Origin of the sequence: Mesorhizobium sp. M1A.F.Ca.IN.020.03.2.1 (assembly GCF_004023205.1) — a bacterium.
Lineage (GTDB): Bacteria > Pseudomonadota > Alphaproteobacteria > Rhizobiales > Rhizobiaceae > Mesorhizobium.
In genome coordinates, this window is sequence record NZ_RZSV01000002.1 from 33,889 (window position 1) to 55,859 (window position 21,971).

Below are 21,971 nucleotides of genomic sequence, written 5' to 3' on the forward strand. Positions count from 1 at the left end.
TACTGGCCGCGCCGATTGGCCATCACGCGTCCATTAGGGCAGCCACCAACATCAGTTCGCAAGAGGAGCAAAAGTAATATGTATCGTCGTCACCTGATCAAAGGGTTGGTTGCGCTCGGCGCATGCCGGATTTGCGTTCAAGCCGCCCAAGCGACCAGTGCCCATTGGGGGTACACCGGTCCGGTCGGACCGGAGCACTGGGCTGATCTGGATAAGGAAAATTTCGTATGCTCTGCCGGCACGCAGCAATCGCCGATCAATATCAACAGCGCGGTCAAGGCGGATATCCCGCATATCGCCATCGGCTGGCACAAGGGCGGCGGCAATATGGTGAACAACGGCCACACCATTCAAATCAATATGCCACAAGGCAGCACGCTGACCCGCGGCGATCGTGTCTACGAACTGGTACAGTTCCATTTCCATGCGCCAAGCGAACATCACGTGGCGGGCAAGAGCTTCCCGATGGAGGTGCATTTCGTTCACAAGGACACGCAAAGTGGTACTCTGGGCGTGCTGGGCGTCTTTTTAACGCCCGGCGCGACAAATGCCAGCTTTGCTGCCCTTGCTGCGGCCTTTCCCGAACTGCCGAATGGGGAGGTGACGATCGACGAGGTGAATCCCAACTGGCTTCTGCCAGCCTCGCTTGGCTATTGGACTTATGAGGGCTCACTGACGACGCCGCCGTGCACCGAAAACGTCGAGTGGATGGTGGCGATGGAACCGGTTGACGTTGATCCGGCAGACATCCAGCGATTTGCCTCACTCTACCCGTCGAACGCGCGCCCTATTCATTCACCCAATCGACGCTTCATCCTGCGCCAGAGTTGAGCGCCGCCCCAGCGGTTCCGCACGGTCCAACATTCTTGGCACAAGTTGGCGCGAAGCCTCCTCTTCCGGTCTGGCGGTCTGACGGCGCTCCCCAAGCTGGCTAGTCTAAATGATAGGGATTCGGTGCCGACACCACTCGTCCCAAATACGTCGCGGCGAGGTTTGTCTGCAACCCGGCAATCACACGCCGCCCCGCCGTGGTAATGAAGACGTCTCTGTCGAGTCCGACGGAATATGATGCGCATGGAACCGCTGGTAGAAAAGGTGACCAGCGACAGGTGGTTCGAAGCCCGCGTCTTGCCGCAGCTGCACGTTCTACTCTGGGGTAACAAGAGGGTAGTGTATACCTTCTCCTAGCTTCGCCGCCAACTACTCGGTTTTCCGAATTGCTCTCTATATTCTTGAAGACGATGCGTTCGTTAAAGACATGTGCTGCGCACCTGGTGTAAAAGCTGCTCTCATCATGCAGAGGTCAAGCCAGTCGGGCTCATCCGAGGCTATGGCCGTGAGCACTGTTCAGTTCGGCAGAGAGGGCGCTTTTGTACACACTTTGCGATCGTGGCGGCCCCGTGGGCAGATCTGCAAGCTGCCGCGACACTAACCTCTCGAAGCCCGCCCGCCCGCCTTTCGTGCAGCTTCCTCTGAACAAAACCACCGCTCGCCCTTCAATAGGTTGATGCGTGTCTCCCAGTAAGATTCCTGTCCAAGAACGTGATAATCTTCTTGCCAGTGTTGTAGCTGATGTTGCCCTTGATGCCGCAGCCTACCGCGGCGGGACCAAACTCAATGGCAAGCAGGCCGGCTAGGATCGTGCAGCCAGTCGCGAGCCTCGCCCACAACGGGGTCTCACGCGCATGAGGGCGCCGACCATGGGTTCGGCGGTTCATACGCGTATAACACGTATCTTTCTGAAAAAATCAATGCTCTCGGCTAAGCTACTGAATTATTTGGCTTCCATATAGCGCGTCGGCGGAACCAACTTGTAGACGGGCTATGAAAGGTTAAGCGCGGATGTCTATCGGCCGCCGGCGTTCCCGCTCTGTAAGCCTGCCTGAACTACCCGCGCCGCGGTCAAGCCCCAGGCTCCTGCTCATCCAGCGACCGCCCGATCAATGGCAGGCTGGAAAGACAAGAGCCGATGTCTTCCGATGGTCTCGCCATCAGCTTTGGGCTAACTTCCCCATTCTCCCGCTTCGAGCTCGACACACGGCGGTTTGGATGGCGCACGACAATCTGTGTCGGCTTTGTCGTGTCCGTGACAGACGCCTGAAAGGCCCGTTCGCGCGTTTTGCCGCCGTCTAAGCGGCTGGAATTTAATGACAAAGTTTCTTCTGGGATCGGCCGATCACGCTGGTACGCTTTTTGCGATGCTTGGTGTGAGGCGGCACGAGCTGCCTATCGGCACTTGTGTCGCGGGCAGTCGCGATAATTAGAACGAAGGAAGGAAAGCTATTATGTCAGGTCTGCGTCAGATCGCCTTTTACGGAAAAGGCGGCATCGGCAAGTCCACCACGTCCCAAAATACGCTCGCTGCCCTTGTCGACCTCGGGCAGAGAATCCTCATCGTAGGATGCGACCCCAAAGCCGATTCCACACGCTTGATCCTGAATTCGAAAGCTCAGGATACCGTCCTGGATCTCGCCGCACAGGAAGGCTCGGTGGAAGACCTCGAACTCCAGGACGTGCTCAAGGTGGGCTACAGAGGCATCAAGTGCGTGGAGTCCGGCGGCCCCGAGCCGGGTGTCGGTTGCGCCGGCCGCGGCGTCATCACCTCGATCAATTTCCTCGAGGAGAATGGCGCTTATGACGATGTCGATTATGTCTCCTATGACGTCCTCGGCGACGTGGTATGCGGCGGCTTCGCCATGCCGATCCGCGAAGGCAAGGCCCAGGAGATCTATATCGTCATGTCCGGCGAGATGATGGCGCTCTATGCCGCCAACAACATCGCCAAGGGCATCCTCAAATATGCCCATTCGGGCGGTGTGCGGCTGGGCGGGCTGATCTGCAATGAACGTCAAACCGACCGCGAACTCGATCTGGCCGAAGCACTGGCTGGCCGATTGAATTCCAAGCTCATCCACTTCGTGCCCCGCGACAACATCGTCCAACATGCCGAACTCAGGAAGATGTCGGTGATCCAGTACGCGCCGGACTCAAAGCAGGCAGGGGAATACCGCGCTCTGGCCGAGAAGATCCACGCCAATTCGGGCCAGGGTACGATCCCGACGCCGATCACCATGGAGGAGCTGGAGGAGATGCTGCTCGACTTCGGCATCATGAAGACCGACGAGCAGATGCTTGCCGAGCTTCACTCCAAGGAAGCGGCGAAGGCGGCGGCCCAGTAGTGACATTAGCGCTGCCATGAATCGGCGCGCCTTGCAGAGAACGGCGCCTATTCTTTGAGGCGTCACCCAACCTTGAAAGGGGGACTCATGAGCCGGGAATACGAGAATGACGGTGCTCTTCATGCGAAGCTTATCGAAGAGGTGCTGTCGCATTATCCCGACAAGGCGGCGAAGCGCCGCAAGAAGCACCTCAACGTCGCAAAGAGCGGCAACGAGGCTGGCGGGGAAAGCGAGGTCCTTTCCGAATGCGACGTCAAATCGAACATCAAGTCCATTCCCGGGGTGATGACGATTCGCGGCTGTGCATATGCTGGTTCGAAAGGCGTGGTGTGGGGGCCAGTCAAGGATATGGTCCATATCTCGCACGGCCCGGTCGGCTGCGGCCAATATTCTTGGTCGCAGCGCCGCAACTACTACGTCGGTACAACGGGCGTCGACACGTTCGGGACAATGCAGTTCACCTCCGATTTCCAGGAGAAGGACATCGTCTTCGGCGGCGACAAGAAGCTGGAACAGATCATTGACGAGATTGAAGTCTTGTTTCCGCTCAACAACGGCATCACCGTGCAGTCCGAATGCCCTATCGGCCTGATTGGCGATGACACCGAGGCCGTTTCTCGCAAAAAGACCAAGGAGTATGACAAGACGATCGTGCCGGTACGCTGCGAGGGCTTCCGCGGCGTCTCGCAGTCGCTTGGCCACCACATCGCCAATGATGCAATCCGGGATTGGGTCTTCGACAAAAAGGATGTCAAGTTCGAGGCCGGCCCCTACGACGTCAACGTCATCGGCGACTACAATATCGGCGGCGATGCCTGGGCCTCGCGCATACTGCTTGAGGAGATAGGGCTGCGCGTGGTTGGCAACTGGTCGGGTGACGCCACACTCGCAGAGATCGAGCGCGCCCCGAAGGCTAAGCTCAATCTTATCCACTGCTACCGGTCGATGAATTACATCTGTCGGCATATGGAGGAAAAGTATGGCGTCGCCTGGATGGAGTACAATTTCTTCGGTCCCTCCCAGATCGAAGCCTCTCTGCGCAACATAGCCAAGCATTTTGGGCCGGAAATCGAGGAGAAGACCGAAAAGGTCATTGCCAAGTACAGGCCGCTTGTTGATGCGGTCATCGCCAAGTACCTGTCGCGCCTGGAAGGAAATACCGTGATGCTCTATGTCGGCGGCCTGCGCCCCCGCCACGTCGTCACGGCCTACGAGGACCTCGGCATGGTCATCGTGGGCACCGGCTATGAATTCGCCCACAGCGACGACTATCAGCGCACCGGCCACTACGTGAAGAACGGCACGCTGATCTACGATGACGTGACCGGCTATGAGTTGGAGAAATTCATCGAAGGGATTCGCCCAAATCTGGTCGGCTCGGGAATCAAAGAAAAATACCCGGTGCAGAAGATGGGCATACCGTTCCGCCAGATGCATTCCTGGGATTATTCAGGCCCGTATCACGGCTACGACGGCTTTGCCATTTTCGCACGTGATGTGGATCTCGCCATTAACAACCCGGTCTGGGACCTATTCCACGCGCCTTGGAAAAGAAGCCGGGGCGATGAGCGGGCGATGGCTGCCGAATAAACATTTGCTTCAGCCCCAGTCTCCCACTGAGACGGTGAACTCCCGCGGCCTCTGATCCGCCGGAGCCTGGAACGTCTTGACGTCCTGAGCTGCCGTCCCGCGCAGCCAGATGCAAAAGAGGTAATCATCATGCCGCAGTCGGCTGAAAAAATTCTCGATCACGCTCCCCTGTTCCGCGAGCCGGAATACAGAAAGATGCTCGCTGAGAAGAAGCTAAACTTCGAATGTCCGCACCCCGATGAAATCGTTTCCGATCAGCGCGATTTCACCCAGACGTGGGAATACCGCGAAAAGAACCTCGCCCGCAAAGCGCTTGTCGTGAACCCGGCCAAGGCCTGCCAGCCGCTGGGTGCGGTATTCGCTGCCGCCGGCTTCGAGCGAACCATGTCCTTCGTCCACGGCAGCCAAGGTTGCGTCGCCTATTACCGCTCGCACCTGTCGCGCCATTTCAAGGAGCCTGCCGCGGCGGTCTCCTCCTCAATGACCGAGGATGCGGCGGTGTTTGGCGGCCTGAAGAACATGGTCGACGGGCTCGCCAACACCTACCAGCTCTACGACCCCAAGATGATTGCCGTGTCGACGACCTGTATGGCAGAGGTCATTGGCGACGACCTGCACAGCTTCATCCAGAACGCCAAGGACGAAGATTCAGTCCCGCGCGACTTCGACGTGCCCTTTGCCCACACCCCGGCCTTCGTTGGCAGTCATGTCGACGGCTATGACAACATGGTCAAAGGCATTTTGGAGCACTTCTGGAAAGGTCAGGAGCGTACGCAAATCGAAGGAACCATCAACATCATTCCGGGCTTCGACGGCTTCTGCGTCGGCAACAACCGGGAGCTCAAGCGCCTGCTCGATGTAATGGGCGTGTCCTATACATTGATCCAGGATGCCTCTGACCAGTTCGATACGCCTTCGGACGGTGAATACCGCATGTATGACGGGGGCACGAAGATCAACGAGGTGAAGAAGGCCCTCAACGCCGAGGCAACGCTTTCGCTGCAGCATCACAACACCCGAAAGACACTGGGCTATTGCGAGGAGGTCGGGCAGGCGACGGCCTCGTTCCACTATCCGCTCGGCGTTCAGGCGACGGACGAATTCCTGATGGAGGTCGCGGCGATTTCCGGCAAGGAGATTCCCGAGGCAATTCGCCTCGAGCGCGGCCGACTGGTAGACGCCATGGCGGACAGCCAATCCTGGCTGCATGGTAAGAAATACGCCATCTACGGTGATCCCGACTTCGTTCACGCAATGGCCCGCTTTGTCATGGAGACCGGCGGCGAGCCAACCCATTGCCTCGCCACCAATGGCACCTCGGCATGGGAAGCCGATTTGAAGAAGCTGCTAGCATCCTCGCCTTTCGGCAAGGCTGCCCAGGTTTGGGCGGGCAAGGACCTGTGGGCGCTGCGCTCGCTGCTCTTTACCGAGCCGGTGGACCTTTTGATCGGCAATTCCTACGGCAAGTACCTGGAGCGCGACACCGGAACGCCGCTGATCCGGCTGATGTTTCCGATCTTCGATCGGCACCATCATCACCGCTTTGCGCTCTTTGGCTACCAGGGCGCGTTGCGCGTGCTGACGACGATCCTCGACAAGATCTTCGACAAACTCGATCGCGAGACGAGCGAGACGGGTGTGACGGATTATTCCTATGACCTCACGCGCTAAGAGCCGTGGCCGGCTTTTCGCCGAGGCCATTCCTTGCCCAATGGACTGGGGAGGCTGAGCGATGTCCTCCCTCAGCGCCAAAATCAAGGACGCCTTCGATGAGCCCGCCTGCGATAAGAACCGTGGCAAAGATGCCAAGGCGCGCAAGGAGGGCTGCTCGAAGTCGCTGACACCAGGTGCGGCAGCCGGCGGCTGCGCCTTTGACGGAGCCAAGATCGTCCTGCAGCCGATCACCGACGTTGCGCATCTGGTCCATGCGCCGCTCGCCTGCGAGGGCAATTCTTGGGACAACCGTGGTGCGGTTTCGTCAGGGCCGACCTTGTGGCGGACAAGCTTCACGACCGACCTCACCGAACTCGACCTGGTGATGGGGCAGGGCGAGCGGAAACTCTTCAAGGCGATCCGCGAGATCAAGCACACATACGCGCCGCCGGCGATCTTCGTCTACTCAACTTGCGTAACGGCGCTGATCGGTGACGACATCGAGGCCGTGTGCAAACGCGCCACGGAAAAGTTCGGTTTGGCCGTGGTGCCGATCAATGCGCCTGGCCTGGCAGGCTCCAAGAACCTCGGCAACAAGCTCGCCGCCGAGGCGTTGCTCGATCATGTCATCGGCACGGTCGAACCCGACGACCCCGGGCCCTACGACATCAACATCCTTGGCGAATTCAACCTCTCGGGCGAATTCTGGCTTGTAAAGCCGCTCCTCGATCGGCTCGGCATCCGGGTGCGCGCCTGCATTCCCGGCGATGCGCGTTACCGCGACATTGCTTCCGCGCACCGCGCCCGGGCGGCAATGATCGTGTGCTCGACCGCGCTGATCAGTCTTGCCCGCAAGATGGAGGAGCGCTGGGACATCCCGTTCTTCGAGGGCTCCTTCTATGGCATCTCCGACACATCGCAAGCTCTTCGCAACCTTGTCAGGCTGCTGGTGAGGAAGGGCGCCGATCCGGAGATCCTCGAGCGCACGGAGACGCTGATCGCGCAGCAGGAGGCGATCGCGTGGAAGAAACTCGAATCCTACCGGCAAAGGCTCCAAGGCAAGCGCGTGCTGCTCAACACAGGCGGTGTGAAGTCCTGGTCGGTTGTCCGTGCGCTGATGGAGATCGGAATCGAGATCGTCGGCACCTCGGTCAAGAAATCTACGGTGCAGGACAAGGAGCGCATCAAACAAGTTCTCAAGCACGACAAGCATATGTTCGAATACATGGCTGCGCGCGAGCTGTACGCCATGCTCTCTGAACACAGGGCCGATATCATGCTGTCGGGCGGTCGCACGCAATTCATTGCGCTCAAGGCCAAGACGCCCTGGCTCGATATCAACCAGGAGCGCCAGCACCCTTATGCCGGCTATGCCGGCATGGTGGAACTCGTACGCCAGATCGACCTCGCCATTCACAATCCGGTCTGGTCTCAGGTGCGCCAGCCGGCCCCGTGGGATTGCCAGCCTGATCTAAAAGACGAACTGCCATGCACGAAGAAGGAGTCCGGGCACCTGTTCGATGAATTCGCCGGCGCGACGGCACACGAGTTCAGCGAGTGTTGAGGCGACCGATGGCCCGCATCCTTCCCCAGACCAAATCCGCGGCGGTGAACCCGCTGAAGTCGTCGCAGCCGCTGGGTGCCGCCTTTGCCTTTCTTGGGGTCGACGGCGCGATGCCGCTGTTCCACGGCAGCCAGGGATGCACAAGCTTCGCGCTCGTGCTCTTCGTACGGCACTTCAAAGAAACGATTCCATTGCAGACAACAGCGATGGATGAGGTGGCGACCATCCTCGGCGCTGCCGACCATCTTGAAGAAGCCATCCTCAACCTCAAGAACCGCACGAAGCCAAAGCTGATCGGGGTGTGCACGACCGCGCTGGTGGAGACGCGTGGCGAAGATTGCGCGAGTGATATTGCGAACATCAAGCTGAAGCACACGCAAGAGCTTGCGGGTACGGAGGTCGTGCTGGCCAACACGCCGGATTTTGACGGCGCGATCGAAGAGGGCTGGGCCAAGGCAGTCACCGCAATGATCAAAGGGATTACAGGCTCGGGCGAACGTGCGCGGCAGCCGAAGAAGATCGCGATCCTGCCCGGATGCAACCTCACTGTCGCCGACATCGAGCATATGCGTGACATGGTTGAAAGCTTTGGGCTCAAGCCGGTTATTCTGCCCGACATTTCAGGCTCGCTCGACGGTACGGTTCCTGACCGCTGGGTAGCGACCACATACGGCGGCACCAGCGTCGAAGACATTCGCGAGTTGGGCACGGCCATGCAATGCATCGCCATCGGTGAGCACATGCGCCGCCCGGCGAAAGCGCTGCACGGGTTGACCGGCGTGCCTTACGTGTTGTTCCAGTCACTGACTGGGCTGCAGGACACGGACCGCTTCGTGTCGCTGCTGTCTGCGATTTCGGGCGCGGCGGTACCGGCCCGCGTGCGCCGGCGCCGGGCGCAATTGCAGGACGCGATGCTCGACGGACATTTCCATTTCGGCGGCAAGAAAATTGCCATCGCTGCCGAACCAGACCAGCTGTTCCAACTTGCGACCTTCTTTGCTGGCCTCGGCTCCGAGATAGCCGCGGCCGTCACAACGACCGACAGGTCTAAAATTCTCGAGAAAGTCCCGGCGGTTTCGGTTCAGATCGGCGATCTCGGCGATCTGGAAAGTCTTGCCGTCGGTGCTGACCTGCTTGTCACGCATTCGCACGGGCGCCAAGCATCGGAGCGGCTCCGAATTCCGCTCATGCGCATCGGGTTCCCGGTCTTCGATCGACTAGGCAGCCAGCACAAGCTCGCAATTCTCTATCAGGGCACCCGCGACATGATCTTCGAGGTCGCCAGCATCTTCCAGGCCAACCAACACGCGCCCACTCCTGAGGCGCTTGATCCACTCCGTAATCGAGAAATATCACGATGAACGCTGTTCGCCGCCTCTCGCTGGTCAGTAGTGAGGTTTTCGCCCCGATGCCTGAACGACGTAAGGGCGCATTGCGCGTTGCGATCGCCACTCAGGACATGCAGGACCTCAACGCCCATTTCGGGTCGGCCAGGCGCTTTGCTGTCTACGACGTGACGCGCGAGGAATGGAATCTCGTAGAAGCCGTGGCCTTCGATGACGTGTCCGATGAAAGCGGGGAGCATCGGGCCGAGCGCGATGATCGCATCACGCCAAAGGTGGATGCGCTCAAGGGCTGTCAGATCCTGTTTTGTCTGGCAATTGGCGGCCCTTCGGCAGCCAAGCTTGTCGCGGCAAAAATCCACCCGATCAAAGTGGCGGAGCCCCAATCGATCCCACAGGTGCTCTTGCGCACGCAGATGATGCTCAGGACGTGTCCTCCGCCTTGGCTGCGCAAGGTGCTGGCGCGAGCGGGCATTGCCGAAAAGAAACCGTCCTTCGAGGACGAGGACTGAAAAGAGGAGGACGCCAATGCCTGACCCCGCAATCCCCCCAGCTGTCGCCGAAGACGAGGCGGCTCTTTGCACCCCGTTCGTCAAATGCCTCGTGCGGCTGATCCGTTCTCAGGATTCCTATGGCTCGTGGGAACGCAAAGCGGACGCTGAGCTGCTGGGCGACTTCATCATTACCAAGGAACAGCGCCGAGGGATCCCAATCATCGGAGATCCCGATCCCGACGTGCTGTGGAGGCTCGACAAGTACTACGCCGCCATCGGGCTTGCGATCGAGGAGCGCTGCGGCCTTATGGCATCGCCGATGATCCAGGTGAGCCATGAGGGTTTTGGTCGGGTGCTTTTCACGACCGGACGGCTGGTCGTTTTGTCCAAAACGCTGCGCGATGTCCACCGGTTTGGCTTCGAGACGCTCCTGAAGCTCGCCACGGCCGGTACGAAGCTGGTCGACGATGCGATTTCAGTCATCGAAACCTTTCCCCACGTGGCGCTGGCATGATGGGCGCGATTTTCGAGAAAGGCCATCATGACGGACCCGAGAAACTATGTTGGCCAGTCCCCTCGATCCAGGGACTCGAGGCCGACCAGGTTGTTGGGGTATCGCCGATGAAGAAGCCGCTGGTCCTGATCTGCTCGCAAGATGCCGAGTTCTATCTGCTCTACAGCCACATACTGGAGGTTGACGGTTTCAGCAGTGAGACGGCAGACGGCGCGAAGGCTGCGCTGGCCTTGGCCGAACAACGGGAGCTTCAGGCCGTAGTGCTGGATTGCGACCCAGCCAGCATAAACGGGTCCGCAATTTGCGCCCACCTCAAGCGGGAACCGCGCACCACCGACCTGCCTATCATCGCCCTGATCGCGCCTGGCGCCGAGCACCAGCACCTCGATCTCTTGAAGGCAGGCGTTGAGAGCTTTGTGCGGCCGGTGGCTCCGGCCAAGCTGCTCGACTGCCTGCGGGCGAGGCTCGGGCTGACCAAGCGTGGTCCGAACGGGGTTGAAAACGACAGTTGGATTTGTTGTGGAGGCCTGGAGATGAAGCTCGATGCCCATCGGGTTCGCGGTAATGGCCACGACATCCATCTCGGACGGATCGATTTCAACGTGCTGCGGCTTATGATTGAGGCCCCCGGCAAGGTCTTCAGCCGGGACGAGCTTATCGGGGCGGCCTGGCTGCCCAACATTCATGTCGGTGCACGCACCGTCGATGTCCATATCAGCCGAATCAGGAGGGCGCTGAAAACGGCCTTGCCCGGCAGCGTCATTCGCACCGTCAGGTCGGCCGGCTACTCGCTCGAGAAGCCGGACGACTGAAATCGGTGATCGAACGTGGTGCCGCTCTCTCTTCCTCCTGAGAGCGGTGTTGCCGCTTTGAGGCGCTCCTAACGAAGACCAGGAGAAGCAGGCAAATGGAATTTAAAAGCATATTCAGTGTGACGGGTGCTGATCATTCTGATGAGGACCTCACAACAGCTGCCGGACTGTGTGCCGAGGTCGGCGCGCACCTATCGGTACTCATTATACCGCCTCCATTGCTCTTGATGTCGTCTCCGCCCCCCGAATGGAATACAGGACGTGCACAGGCAATTGCAGTACCGAACTATCGATTTCAGCAAATCGAGAAATTTTCACAGGACGTGACCAGAATGGAAAGACGGTCCGCGGATATCCTCAAAAGGCTGAAAGCTATGTCGCTTTCCTGTGACGTTGACACCGACTATTGCGATCCGGCTAGCCTCGGTGAAGTGGCACGACAGCGGGCGCTCTGCGCTGACCTGACGATCGTTGGAGGAGACCTCCTCAACGATGAGACTCTCGGACCTCCTGTTGTCAACGGCTGCTTGTTCGATAGCGGAAAGCCGGTGCTCATCGTGCCGAAGGGCGTTAAGGCGACGCTGTCGCCTCGACGCGTGCTGGTCGGCTGGGATTCGCGTGTAGAGGCCTCGCGTGCGGTTCGGGAAGCTCTTAGTATCCTATCCGCTGCCAAGGAAGTCTGTGTCGCTATGGTCGATCCAAAGGCGCAAAACAACGGGAAAGGCGCGCAGTCTGGAGCTGACATCGCTGCCTATCTTACTCGGCACGGTGCTCGGGTCTCCGTTGACCTGCTTAAGAGCGCCGGCAAATCGGCGGGCACAGTGCTGACCCAGCACGCGAACGACATCTGTGCTGACATGATGGTTATGGGTGCTTATGGCAGCCGTGGGCTGCGTGAGCGGATTTTCGGCGGTCCGCCGAGCTGGAGCTTTGGGAAGACCACATTGCCGCTGTTTTTGGCTCGCTGATCAGCTCCGTAGGAACACCGATCAGGTCGTAGGACCGCCAACCAGTCCGAAGTCGTCGTCGGTTACCGGTCGGATTGCGGAGACATGGCTGGATCCGCGAACATCTTGCGACGCTTGTCAGAGCCAAACCGGACGCCTCGACTGCTTCACGACGCTCTCGTGAACCAACTCGTGCGAGATCGTCCGCAACGGGCAGTAAAGACGAACGGCTGCAGCAGACCGCAGCCAAGCCACAGGGCGGGTGTACCAGGAGACCCCGCCTCGTGCGCGAACCCTGTTGGAAGGCCCCTTATCAGTACCCGGACGCGCGTCAAATCGGCGGCTGTCCCTGTCAGCCTGCGGTGTGCAAGGGCCGCTGCCGCGGAGCTTCCCCTGCCCGATCGTCGGGCGTGCGACAATGTCGGATTCCAGACGAGCTGGAACTGCGCGAACTCGTTGGTTTGACAGGTCTTTATCCGGCACGCCGCATGCATGGGAGTCTCCGAAAGCATTAAGAGCCGTTATCCATGGTTACGCCCCTCGAAAGAAAGAGCCGCTTCCGTCGTGGCAGGGAAACAGCCACTCCTGGGGTGGAGGCCGGCGCTAGAAGCCGCCGTAAGATCCGGAAGAGCCGCGCGACAGCATCACACACTTTCCTTCTGCTCTTGGGTTCGGATCACGCCGCGCCGCTGTCGATGCCGCCGACATTGAGCCCAAGACCTGGAAGGCGGCACACGCTTTTGCTGTCCTCTCAGTCGGGACCGCGGCTCAAGCATGCCTGTGAGGTTCGCATTGCTCAATGCCCGGCAATCGACGTCAACATGCCGCTGAGTTGGAAAACACTCCTAGAGGAGTAAGGATAAGTGGACCTCTTTTGTATTGGTGTGGGTGCTGGACCATCTAATTTGAGCCTTGCGTGTCAGATACAGGAAGAGATTGCGCAAGGGGCACTGTTCCTGGACCGGGAGGTCGATTTCCGAGGACATCCAGGCAGCGCTTTCGATTGCGCGGAGCTCCAGGTCGGCCACTTCCAGGATCTGGTTACTCTGGTCAATCCGCGATCAGCCTACACATTCGTAAACTACCTCCACGAGAACGGGCGTCTTTACAATTTCCTCAATGCGCAATTTCACGGGGTGCTTAGAGCCGAGTTCGCCCAATATCTCAACTGGGCGTTCCAGAAGAATCCGCTTGTCCGTGGCGGCGAGGCCGTTCGCGAAATCCGCTTTGACGGCGAGTTTCGCGTGCGGACGGACAACGCGGTCCTTGATGCAAGAAACCTCGTCATCGACATAGGCAAGCAGGCGCAAATTCCGCCTCAGTTTCATGGCTGGACTGGACCCAACCTGTTCCACTCATCTGAGTTGGCCCACATCAATCCTGAGGTGCAAAAAAAGCATGTCTGCGTTGTTGGCGGCGGACAGTCGGGAGCCGAGCTGCTACTGCACCTTGTCGGCCGGCCGAAAGAACGGCGGCCCGCGGCGATCACATGGGTCTTGACGCGCGAGATGCCTTTCGACGACCACGCGTTCACAAACGGGCTGTTCACGCCATGCTTCTCGGATCGTTTTGCTGCGATGAGCGAGGTGCATCGACAGCTGTTCCTGCGGCGTTTCGCGCTTGCCTCCGAGGGCATTTCAGAAAGCAAGTTGCGCGCGGTCTATCAGGCGCTCTACCACCACGCCTTTCTCGAGCCACACCAATGCGAGATCACATTGCGGCCAAGTTGCAACGTGTCGCGCTGCATCAATGCCGGAGCAGGGCACAGGCTCACGCTGCAACGCGGCTTGGACAACATCGGAGAAGTAACCGCCGATATCGTCATCCTGGCCACCGGGTACGAGAAACCGCTGCCGGGTTTCCTAGAACCGATCGCAGATCGCCTCGAACAGATCGGCAATGAGCTCGCCATCGGCGAGGATTTTTCGGTGTACTGGGACGGACCGCGAGACCGACGCCTTTTCGTTCAGAACGCCTGCCTTGGACAGCGCGGGCTGGCTGATCCGAACTTTGGGCTGCTGGCCTGGCGAGCGCGCCGCATCCTTGACAGCCTTCTGCGGCGCGCGCCATGCGCCAATCCCGAGCATCTAGGGTTCATCAACCGTCCCTTGACGGAGTGCTGGCCCGACCTCGGAGTCGAACAAATGGGCAGCGGGATATGATTCGTCGATATTGATGATCGGCGGTGGCATTCAGGAAAGATTTCCGCCTCTGGCGGCAAAAGCGGGACGAGCAATATTCCTACGGCGTCAGATCGCTCTGCTCGCGCTTGAGCAAGGTAGCGTCGCGCGACTCCTGCTTGGCGTGAAACAGCAAAGGGCATTCAATCACGATGCAGCTTTACGTGCTGTCGGGCTCAACGCCACGTGGATCGAGCCCAACGCCGCCGTTGGCAACCGCGACGCGAATTATGACGCCGGGCCACATGCGGCGGTGGCTGCAAGGGTACCGAGCCTCTCCCGCACTTTCGACCCCATCGCCGAAGTGCGACTACTCCAGGACGCCGAAGCCGGTCTTATCGCCAGCGGGCCAGCCAAACTCTCACCTTCCTAAACGGCAGCCGCTAAGGTGAGCCGTCGAAAGCCGACATTCAGGTTAACGTCAGCTGGCCGTGTTAGGGCTCGCTTATTCAAGGCGGTACCGGCGCTTGCCGAAGCTAAGAAGGGTTGGCATGCCCTTTGCCGTGCTTGATGTGCGGCAACACGGTGAGAGCTCCGCTGAAGCAAGCGAGAGGGAGCAATGCCCTCGAGACCGTGTCCGATTTTGACTGGAAAATATTCCGCGACAAAAGAGACGAAAGGTGTGGAATGACTTTGGACACCAAGATGGAACTGCGTATGGGGTCCCCGGCTCCTGCGCTGAAAGTGGAGAACTGGCTGCGTGGCGAGCCCCTCACGAGCCTTCGGCCCGGCAAGGTCTACCTCGTTGAATTTTGGGCGACTTGGTGCCGACCATGTGTCCACGCCATGCCCCATTTGATCGAACTGCAGGAGAAATATAAAGACAGCGGATTTGAGATTATCGGAGTCGCAGCTTGCGAAAAGGCTGCAACCGCGGACGAAGCGCGGACCAACGTGGATGCCTGGCTGACCGAGAAGTTCCCGAATCTGAATTATCGGACAGCGTTCGATTGCACTGGCGAAATGAAAAAGCTCTGGCTGGAACCCAGCTCTTCGTTCGGGATTCCCACCTCGTTCGTGGTCGACCGCGACGGCCACATCGCTTATATCGGCCACCCGGCACCTCTCGATGACGTTTTGCCGAAAGTCCTTAACGGCAGCTGGCGCAGCAGCTATGAAGCGAAAGCCGTCGATGCAAAGCGAATCTCGCGTGTGCGCGAATCGTCGCTGAGTCAGCCGATATACGCCAAACTTGGGCCGGCGATGCAGGACGAGGATTGGGCAGCGGCACTATTGGCCATCGAAGAAGGCCTCGCCGTGATGCCAGACTCTTTTGATTTTCGGCGGGTTCATGCGGATATTCTGCTTCACAAGCTGCGCGACATCAAAACCGGCTTGCCGCTTATGCGCGAATTGGTCGAGGACGCGATCAACAAAAAGTTCGAAGCGATGTCTTGGGTGGTGATGGCGCTGAACCAACTCTTCCATCCCACGATCGACAACTCCCATCTTCCGCATGATGATCGCTTTGCGATGGGCAAGGAGCTCTCCGAACAGATCCTGGAACTTAATCCTCCGCAAGGCGATGGAGACTTTAAATTCGGGTGTTACTTTCCGGTCGCTCAGTATTATTACGAGAGCGGCAACAAGGACCGGGCGATCGAGTTGATCGAGGTGGCAATCAAATCGCTGGACCATTCGGAGCCAGTGCCGGACCAAACCAAACAGCGCTACCTCACCTCGTTGCTCCAAGCCCTGGCCAACTACACGGGTGAGCCTGCCTGTCACGCGGGTCTCTGTGTGGCTCCGCAAAACAAGACTTCCGAAACTCAAAACGCTGTCACTTCCTGAGCAAGGATCGCGAAGGGCATGACAATTGGAATTGAACACCGGCAAATCCGCCCGCCCAGGCGCACTTCGCAGCAATAACGTCGATGCCGCAAAAGTGCGCGGCTTGCGGCAGGTGGAATTTCCATTGCGTTTACCTCGGGTCGAACCGCGGCGCAGGCGTTCGCGCCGCGGTGAAAGGTCTCGCATTGGTGGACGTGCTCGAGGTCGGCCACGGGACACTGTTGCGTGGGATCGGCTCGCCCAAGCCATTCCCCGCCCACGCAAGCGCCCGAACCACACATCGCAGAAAAAGAGATCGTCCTTCAAGAGGAGTACTGAAATTGGGGAAAAGCGAAATTCCTCATGAACCGGTTGGCCCTGCTGTCCACGGGGACGACGAGGCCCTTGCTTCCCCGTTCGTCAAATGCCTCCTGCGGCTCATTCGTACTCAGGATTCCTTCGGCTTATGGGAAGGCCATTCGGATGCCGAGCTGCTGGCCGAGTTCATCATCACCAAGCAACAGCAACGTGCGGTACCCTTTGGCGGCGATCCCGATCCTGACGCGCTGTGGAGGCTCGACATGTTTTACACCGCCGTAGCGCTTGCGATCGAGGAGCGCTCCGGCGTGTCGACGTCGCCGACAATAGAAATGAAACCCGTGGGGGCTTCCGGCGGTTGGGCGTTCTGTCGAGACGTCCACCGGTTCGGCTTCGAGACTTTCCGCAAACTTGCTGAGGCCGGTACGAAACTGGTCGACGATGCGACTGCAGCCATTGAAGCCTAGCCCGAGATGGAGCGCATCAAGAAACCATTGTTCCAGGAAGGATCTATGTCAGACCTAGATAGGATGAGGAAAAAAGTCTGAAAGCTCCAGTTGCGTGCAGCTATTGCCAAGATGGCATTGCAGGACCTCGTCGAGGGTCTGCCGGGCAAGTGGGCCGACATACAGGAAGTCGCCGAGAAAACCCAAGCCGTTTATGCCGAGTTGGATGTTGCCAAGAGAGAACTCGCTTCAATGAAGAATTTAGGATGATGCGCACATTCACCACCCGTGACGGCTCCATTTGGATGCCGCCGTACCTGACCTCCATCGATAGCAAATCTGCATCGGCTGCTGCCGTTGTTTCAAGGTCTGCTCGCGCGATGTCATGCATCTTCACGGCGTTGATGATGCGGGTGAAATCCTCGCCCCTGCGATGACGAGGACGACGATTTCGACGGCAAGCTCAATCGCATGATCATGGTTGTCGATGATGCCGGCCGCTGCATAGGCTGCGGAGCCTGCGGCCGCGTCTGCCCCAAGAACTGCCAGACGCATGTTCCGGCCGACGAGCTCGCAACATGATCTGGCGAAAACCAGGGGAGCGGCGTGCACTTCATCTTTTTGTCGGCTCGTGGGGCTGGTCCTGTGCAGCAATGCGTCGATGGTTTACTTCGCTTTGGATTCGCTCCGTGTGGCAGTCGTCACGACGCTGGCCTGTTCGCTGCTGCTTCAGGCCGGCTACTTCGGCCGCGTGCTCTTTCTGATCTGGCAGTCCTCTAGCCGCGCTCGTGGAACTCGCCACAGGGGCCAGCATGCCGATGGTTACAGGAAAGCTCGGGTACCAGTCGTCTGACTCTGATCAACTGCGGAATGCAATTTTCAGCTGTGTCCCGGCTTGGTCGAATGCCCAGCATGTGCTGCTGCTTTGATGCGCGGATGACAGGATCAGTGCTCAGACCCACACCAATTTTGGTCACCCTCTGATGACTGAGCTGATCGTATAGGGAATCTGTGTTCGGCTAACACGCGACCATACCCCTGGGCTGACCGGTGCGTAGCAGGTTCAGGTACTTTTTTGCTGGAGATAGCATGCTGGAAAAATTCGAACGTTATCCGCTCACCTTTGGACCCACGCCGATCGAGAGGCTCGACCGCCTCGGCAAGCATCTGGGCGACAAGGTGGAAATCTACGTCAAACGCGAGGACTGCAACTCCGGTCTCGCGTTCGGCGGAAACAAGCTGCGCAAGCTCGAATACATTGTGCCCGACGCGATCGCGTCAGATGCCGATACGCTCGTCACAATCGGTGGCGTGCAGTCCAACCATACGCGCATGGTCGCTGCGGTCGCCGCCAAGATCGGCATGAAATGCCTCCTGGTCCAGGAGAGCTGGGTCCCACATGATGATGCTGTCTACGACCGGGTCGGCAATATCCTCTTGAGCCGCATCATGGGGGCAGAGGTGCGCCTGGTTGACGAGGGCTTTGACATCGGCATCCGCCGCAGCTGGGAAAAGGCACTTTATGAAGTCAAGGCAAGGGGCGGCAGGCCATATGCGATACCTGCCGGCGCCTCTGTCCACAAATACGGCGGCCTGGGCTATGTGGGGTTCGCTGAGGAGGTGCGTGCCCAGGAAGAGCAGCTTGGGTTTGCCTTCGACTATATCGTCGTCTGTACGGTGACTGGTTCAACCCACGGCGGCATGCTCGTCGGGTTCGCCAAGGATGGTCGACAGCGCAACGTGATCGGTATCGATGCCTCCGCCATGCCCGCCAAGACCAAGGCGCAGGTGCTTGGCATCGCCCAAAATACAGCGAAGCTCGTCCACCTCGGAGCGGAAATTGTCGAGGCAGACGTGGTGTTGTTCATGGACTACGCGTACCCGGGTTATGGCGTTCCATCGGAGGAAACCAAAGAGGCAATCCGTTTGTGCGCGCGGCTCGAGGGCATGATTACGGACCCCGTTTACGAGGGCAAATCGATGCAAGGGATGATCGACCTCGTCCAGAGGGGCTTCTTTCCACAGGGATCGAGGGTCCTCTACGCACATCTAGGCGGCGCACCGGCGATCAACGGGTACGGCTACACCTTTCGCAACGGCTGACGTTCGGCAGTCTGCGATTCCGCGGTCGCGCTCGAACGTGGGTAGGTAGCGTCGTTCGAGCGCTTGGCTGGAGAAGTGGAGGCAGCGACGGGCATCCACTAATTGGTACCATTACGTGCTGTCGGTGCTCAACGCCACGCGCATTGAGCGCATGCCGCCGTTGGCAACCGCGAGGCGAATTTTGACTCCGGGGCAAGAATCCACACGCGGCGGTGGCGGCACGAGGACCAAGCCGGCGAGTTCGCGCTTTCGAACTGGCGCCAAACTGCCACTGCTCGAGGGCCGAGGCCAGTCTAATCACAGGCGAGCCGTCCAAGCTCTCAAGAGTGATAGGGCGAAACCCGACAGCGGCAGAAGACATGTCGGGTTCACGACAATCGGCCGCATTTGGCCTCGTGGAGAATTTCAAAGCATTTCCCGCCGCTTACCGGAGCTGAGGGAATTGGCACCTCCGTTGCAGCTTGATGTGCGGCAACACGGTGAGAGCTTCGCTGAAGCAAGCCAGAGGGAGCGATGCCCTCGAGACCGTGTCCGATTTTGACTGGAAAATATTCCGCGACAAAAGAGACGAAAGGTGTGGAATGACTTTGGACACCAAGATGGAACTGCGTATGGGGTCCCCGGCTCCTGCGATCAAAGTGGAGAACTGGCTGCGTGGCGAGCCCCTCACGAACTTTCGGCCCGGCAAGGTCTACCTCGTTGAGTTTTGGGCGACTTGGTGCGGACCATGTGTCGACGCCATGCCCCATTTGATCGAACTGCAGGAGAAATATGAAGGCAGCGGATTTGAGGCGGTCGGAGTTGCCGCCTGCGAACAGGGTCCTACCGCAGACGAGGCGCGGACCAACGTGGATGCCTGGCTGACCGAGGAGTTCCCGAATCTGAATTATCGTATCGGGTTCGATTACATTGGCGAAATGAACAAGCTCTGGATGGATCCCAGCTCTTCGATTGGGATTCCCACCTCGTTCGTGGTCGACCGCGACGGCCACATCGCTTTTATCGGCCACCCGGCGGAACTCGATGACGTTTTGCCGAAAGTCCTTAACGGCAGCTGGCGCAGCAGCTATGAAGCGAAAGCCGCCGATGCAAAGCGCATCGCGCATAACCAACTTGCAGCGCGCGAAATGTCGCTTACCGGGCCGATATACGCCAAACTTGAGCCGGCGATGCAGGCCGAGGATTGGACGGCGGCGCTCTTGGCCATCGAAGAAGGCCTCGCCTTGATGCCAGACTCTTGTGAGTTCCGGCAGATTCATGCGGATCTTCTGCTTCACAAGCTGCGCGACATCAAGACCGGCATGCCGGTCATGCGAGAATTGGTCGAGGACGCGATCGACAAAACGTCCGACGCGGTGTCGTGGATGGCCTTGGCCCTCAACCAACTCTTCGATCCCACGATGGACAATTCCCATCTTCCGCGCGCGGAGCGCTTTGCGATGGGCAACGAGCTCTCGGAACAGATACTGGCACTCAATCCCCCGAACGGCGATGGCCCGTTTAAATACCTCCGGTACCTCCCGGTAGCTCAGTATTATTACGAGAGCGGCAACAAAGATCGCGCAATCGAGTTGATCGAGGTGGCACTGAAATCGGTGGACCGGCTGGGGCCAATTCCGGACCACACCAAACAGTACTATCTTACCCCATTGCTCGAAGCACTGGCCAACTACACGGGTGAGCCTGCCTGTCACGCGGATCTTTGTGTGGCTCCGCAAAAGAAGGCACCCGAAACTCAAAACGAAGTCACTTCCTGAGCAAGAATCGCGAAGGGACTGACAATTGGAATTGAACACTGGCCAATCCGCCCATCGAAGCTCTCTTCGCAGCAAGTATGTCGATGCAGCAGGGCGGCGGCTTGCGGAAGGTTGGATTTCAATTGCGTTGACCACCGGTCGGATCGCGGCGCAGACGATGTGCGCCGCGAATTCGCGCCGCAGGTCTCGCACTCGTGGACATGTCGAGGTCGGCCACGGGGCACTCTTGGGGTTGGCCCGCCCAAGCCATTCGTCGGCCACGCAAGCGGACCCGGAGTGGGCATCGCAGGAAAAGGAAATCGTACCTCGAAGACGAAGACTGAAATGACGAACAACGAAATTCCTCCGGTTGGCCCTGCTGTCAACAATGACGACGAGGCCCTTGCTTCCCCGTTCGTCAAATGCCTCCTGCGGCTCATTCGTACTCAGGATTCCTTCGGCTTATGGGAAGGCCATTCGGATGCCGAGCTGCTGGCCGAGTTCATCATCACCAAGCAACAGCAACGTGCGGTACCCTTTGGCGGCGATCCCGATCCTGACGCGCTGTGGAGGCTCGACATGTTTACACCGCCGTAGCGCTTGCGATCGAGGAGCGCTCCGGCGTGTCGACGTCGCCAATAATTGGAATGAAGCCCCTGCGGGCTTCCAGCGGTTGGGCGTTCTGTCGAGACGTCCACCGGTTCGGCTTCGAGACTTTCCGCAAACTTGCTGAGGCCGGTACGAAACTGGTCGACGATGCGACTGCAGCCATTGAAGCCTAGCCCGAGATGGAGCGCATCAACAAAACCATTGTTCCAGGAAGGATCTATGTCAGACCTAGATAAGATGAGGAAGAAAGTCCGAAAGCTCCAGTTGCGTGCAGCTATTGCCAAGATGGCATTGCAGGACCTTGTCGAGGGTCTGCCGGGCAAGTGGGCCGACATACAGGAAGTCGCCGAGAAAACCCAAGCCGTTTATGCCGAGTTGGATGTTGCCAAGAGAGAACTCGCTTCAATGAAGAATTTAGGATGATGCGCACATTCACCACCCGTGACGGCTCCATTTGGATGCCGTCGTACCTGACCTCCATCGATAGCAAGACCTGCATCGGCTGCTGCCGTTGTTTCAAGGTCTGCTCGCGCGATGTCATGCATCTTCACGGCGTTGATGATGCGGGTGAAATCCTCGGCCCCTGCGATGACGAGGACGACGATTTCGACGGCAAGCTCAATCGCATGATCATGGTTGTCGATGATGCCGGCCGCTGCATAGGCTGCGGAGCCTGCGGCCGCGTCTGCCCCAAGAACTGCCAGACGCATGTT

Annotated in this window: 20 protein-coding genes and 3 pseudogenes; all 23 read left to right on the forward strand. The window is 58.9% G+C overall.

The window, feature by feature from the left end; translation table 11 throughout:
* The first annotated feature begins 78 nt into the window (after nt 1–78).
* Nucleotides 79–831, forward strand: a complete 753-nt coding sequence (locus tag EOA79_RS00685) for a carbonic anhydrase (protein WP_063169372.1) — start codon at nt 79–81, stop codon at nt 829–831.
* 160 nt (nt 832–991) lie between these two features.
* A pseudogene (locus tag EOA79_RS33350) lies at nt 992–1,188 on the forward strand (7-carboxy-7-deazaguanine synthase QueE); the annotation flags it as partial.
* 1,097 nt (nt 1,189–2,285) lie between these two features.
* On the forward strand, nt 2,286–3,179 hold the full coding sequence (nifH, locus tag EOA79_RS00700) for a nitrogenase iron protein (RefSeq protein WP_024505261.1): 894 nt from the start codon (nt 2,286–2,288) through the stop codon (nt 3,177–3,179).
* Nucleotides 3,180–3,266: 87 nt separating this feature from the next.
* Nucleotides 3,267–4,769: a nitrogenase molybdenum-iron protein alpha chain gene (gene nifD / locus EOA79_RS00705; RefSeq protein ID WP_024505262.1), complete on the forward strand. Its 1,503-nt coding sequence runs from the start codon at nt 3,267–3,269 to the stop codon at nt 4,767–4,769.
* Between the two features lie 129 nt (nt 4,770–4,898).
* Nucleotides 4,899–6,440 (forward strand): nitrogenase molybdenum-iron protein subunit beta, encoded by a 1,542-nt coding sequence (nifK, locus tag EOA79_RS00710; RefSeq protein ID WP_024505263.1) that lies wholly within the window; start codon nt 4,899–4,901, stop codon nt 6,438–6,440.
* Between the two features lie 61 nt (nt 6,441–6,501).
* Nucleotides 6,502–7,986 (forward strand): nitrogenase iron-molybdenum cofactor biosynthesis protein NifE, encoded by a 1,485-nt coding sequence (gene nifE, locus EOA79_RS00715; RefSeq protein WP_024505264.1) that lies wholly within the window; start codon nt 6,502–6,504, stop codon nt 7,984–7,986.
* 8 nt (nt 7,987–7,994) lie between these two features.
* Nucleotides 7,995–9,347 carry a nitrogenase iron-molybdenum cofactor biosynthesis protein NifN gene (gene nifN, locus EOA79_RS00720; protein ID WP_024505265.1) on the forward strand — a complete coding sequence of 451 codons (1,353 nt, stop codon included), beginning with the start codon at nt 7,995–7,997 and terminating at the stop codon, nt 9,345–9,347.
* Nucleotides 9,344–9,841, forward strand: coding sequence for a nitrogen fixation protein NifX (nifX, locus tag EOA79_RS00725; RefSeq protein WP_063169371.1), 498 nt, complete (start codon nt 9,344–9,346; stop codon nt 9,839–9,841). Before nifN ends, nifX begins: the two co-directional genes overlap by 4 nt.
* Before the next feature lie 16 nt (nt 9,842–9,857).
* A complete protein-coding gene (locus EOA79_RS00730) occupies nt 9,858–10,337 on the forward strand; it encodes a NifX-associated nitrogen fixation protein (RefSeq protein WP_024505267.1) in 480 nt (159 codons plus the stop codon).
* Nucleotides 10,334–11,149 (forward strand): response regulator transcription factor, encoded by an 816-nt coding sequence (locus EOA79_RS00735; protein WP_063169370.1) that lies wholly within the window; start codon nt 10,334–10,336, stop codon nt 11,147–11,149. Before EOA79_RS00730 ends, EOA79_RS00735 begins: the two co-directional genes overlap by 4 nt.
* A 95-nt stretch (nt 11,150–11,244) precedes the next feature.
* Nucleotides 11,245–12,117 (forward strand): universal stress protein, encoded by an 873-nt coding sequence (locus EOA79_RS00740; protein WP_063169369.1) that lies wholly within the window; start codon nt 11,245–11,247, stop codon nt 12,115–12,117.
* Nucleotides 12,118–12,959: 842 nt separating this feature from the next.
* Complete coding sequence (locus tag EOA79_RS00745; protein WP_063169368.1) at nt 12,960–14,258, forward strand: SidA/IucD/PvdA family monooxygenase; 1,299 nt, start codon at nt 12,960–12,962, stop codon at nt 14,256–14,258.
* A gap of 10 nt (nt 14,259–14,268) precedes the next feature.
* The gene (locus tag EOA79_RS00750; RefSeq protein WP_126080606.1) at nt 14,269–14,649 is read left to right on the forward strand and encodes a hypothetical protein; all 381 of its coding nucleotides are present in this window, start codon (nt 14,269–14,271) and stop codon (nt 14,647–14,649) included.
* A gap of 272 nt (nt 14,650–14,921) precedes the next feature.
* Nucleotides 14,922–16,067 carry a TlpA disulfide reductase family protein gene (locus tag EOA79_RS00755; protein ID WP_063170388.1) on the forward strand — a complete coding sequence of 382 codons (1,146 nt, stop codon included), beginning with the start codon at nt 14,922–14,924 and terminating at the stop codon, nt 16,065–16,067.
* Between the two features lie 320 nt (nt 16,068–16,387).
* Entirely contained in the window at nt 16,388–16,831 is a 444-nt protein-coding gene (locus tag EOA79_RS00760) for a DUF269 domain-containing protein (protein WP_224571203.1), read from the forward strand.
* 90 nt (nt 16,832–16,921) lie between these two features.
* Complete coding sequence (locus tag EOA79_RS00765) at nt 16,922–17,080, forward strand: CCE_0567 family metalloprotein (RefSeq protein ID WP_224571204.1); 159 nt, start codon at nt 16,922–16,924, stop codon at nt 17,078–17,080.
* Nucleotides 17,077–17,392: pseudogene (fdxB, locus tag EOA79_RS00770) on the forward strand (ferredoxin III, nif-specific). Before EOA79_RS00765 ends, fdxB (EOA79_RS00770) begins: the two are co-directional and overlap by 4 nt.
* 79 nt (nt 17,393–17,471) lie before the next feature.
* Nucleotides 17,472–17,663, forward strand: coding sequence for an exopolysaccharide production repressor protein (locus EOA79_RS33355; RefSeq protein ID WP_127230899.1), 192 nt, complete (start codon nt 17,472–17,474; stop codon nt 17,661–17,663).
* Nucleotides 17,664–17,899: 236 nt separating this feature from the next.
* Nucleotides 17,900–18,913 (forward strand): 1-aminocyclopropane-1-carboxylate deaminase, encoded by a 1,014-nt coding sequence (locus tag EOA79_RS00780; protein ID WP_024505903.1) that lies wholly within the window; start codon nt 17,900–17,902, stop codon nt 18,911–18,913.
* A 599-nt stretch (nt 18,914–19,512) separates the two neighbouring features.
* Entirely contained in the window at nt 19,513–20,670 is a 1,158-nt protein-coding gene (locus EOA79_RS00785; protein WP_063170386.1) for a TlpA disulfide reductase family protein, read from the forward strand.
* A 324-nt stretch (nt 20,671–20,994) separates the two neighbouring features.
* Nucleotides 20,995–21,431 (forward strand): annotated as a pseudogene (locus EOA79_RS00790) (DUF269 domain-containing protein).
* A gap of 46 nt (nt 21,432–21,477) precedes the next feature.
* Nucleotides 21,478–21,681, forward strand: a complete 204-nt coding sequence (locus EOA79_RS00795) for a CCE_0567 family metalloprotein (protein ID WP_063169367.1) — start codon at nt 21,478–21,480, stop codon at nt 21,679–21,681.
* A partial coding sequence (gene fdxB, locus EOA79_RS00800; RefSeq protein ID WP_206518522.1) for a ferredoxin III, nif-specific occupies nt 21,678–21,971 on the forward strand: 294 nt, incomplete at its 3' end. The genes EOA79_RS00795 and fdxB (EOA79_RS00800), both read left to right, overlap by 4 nt.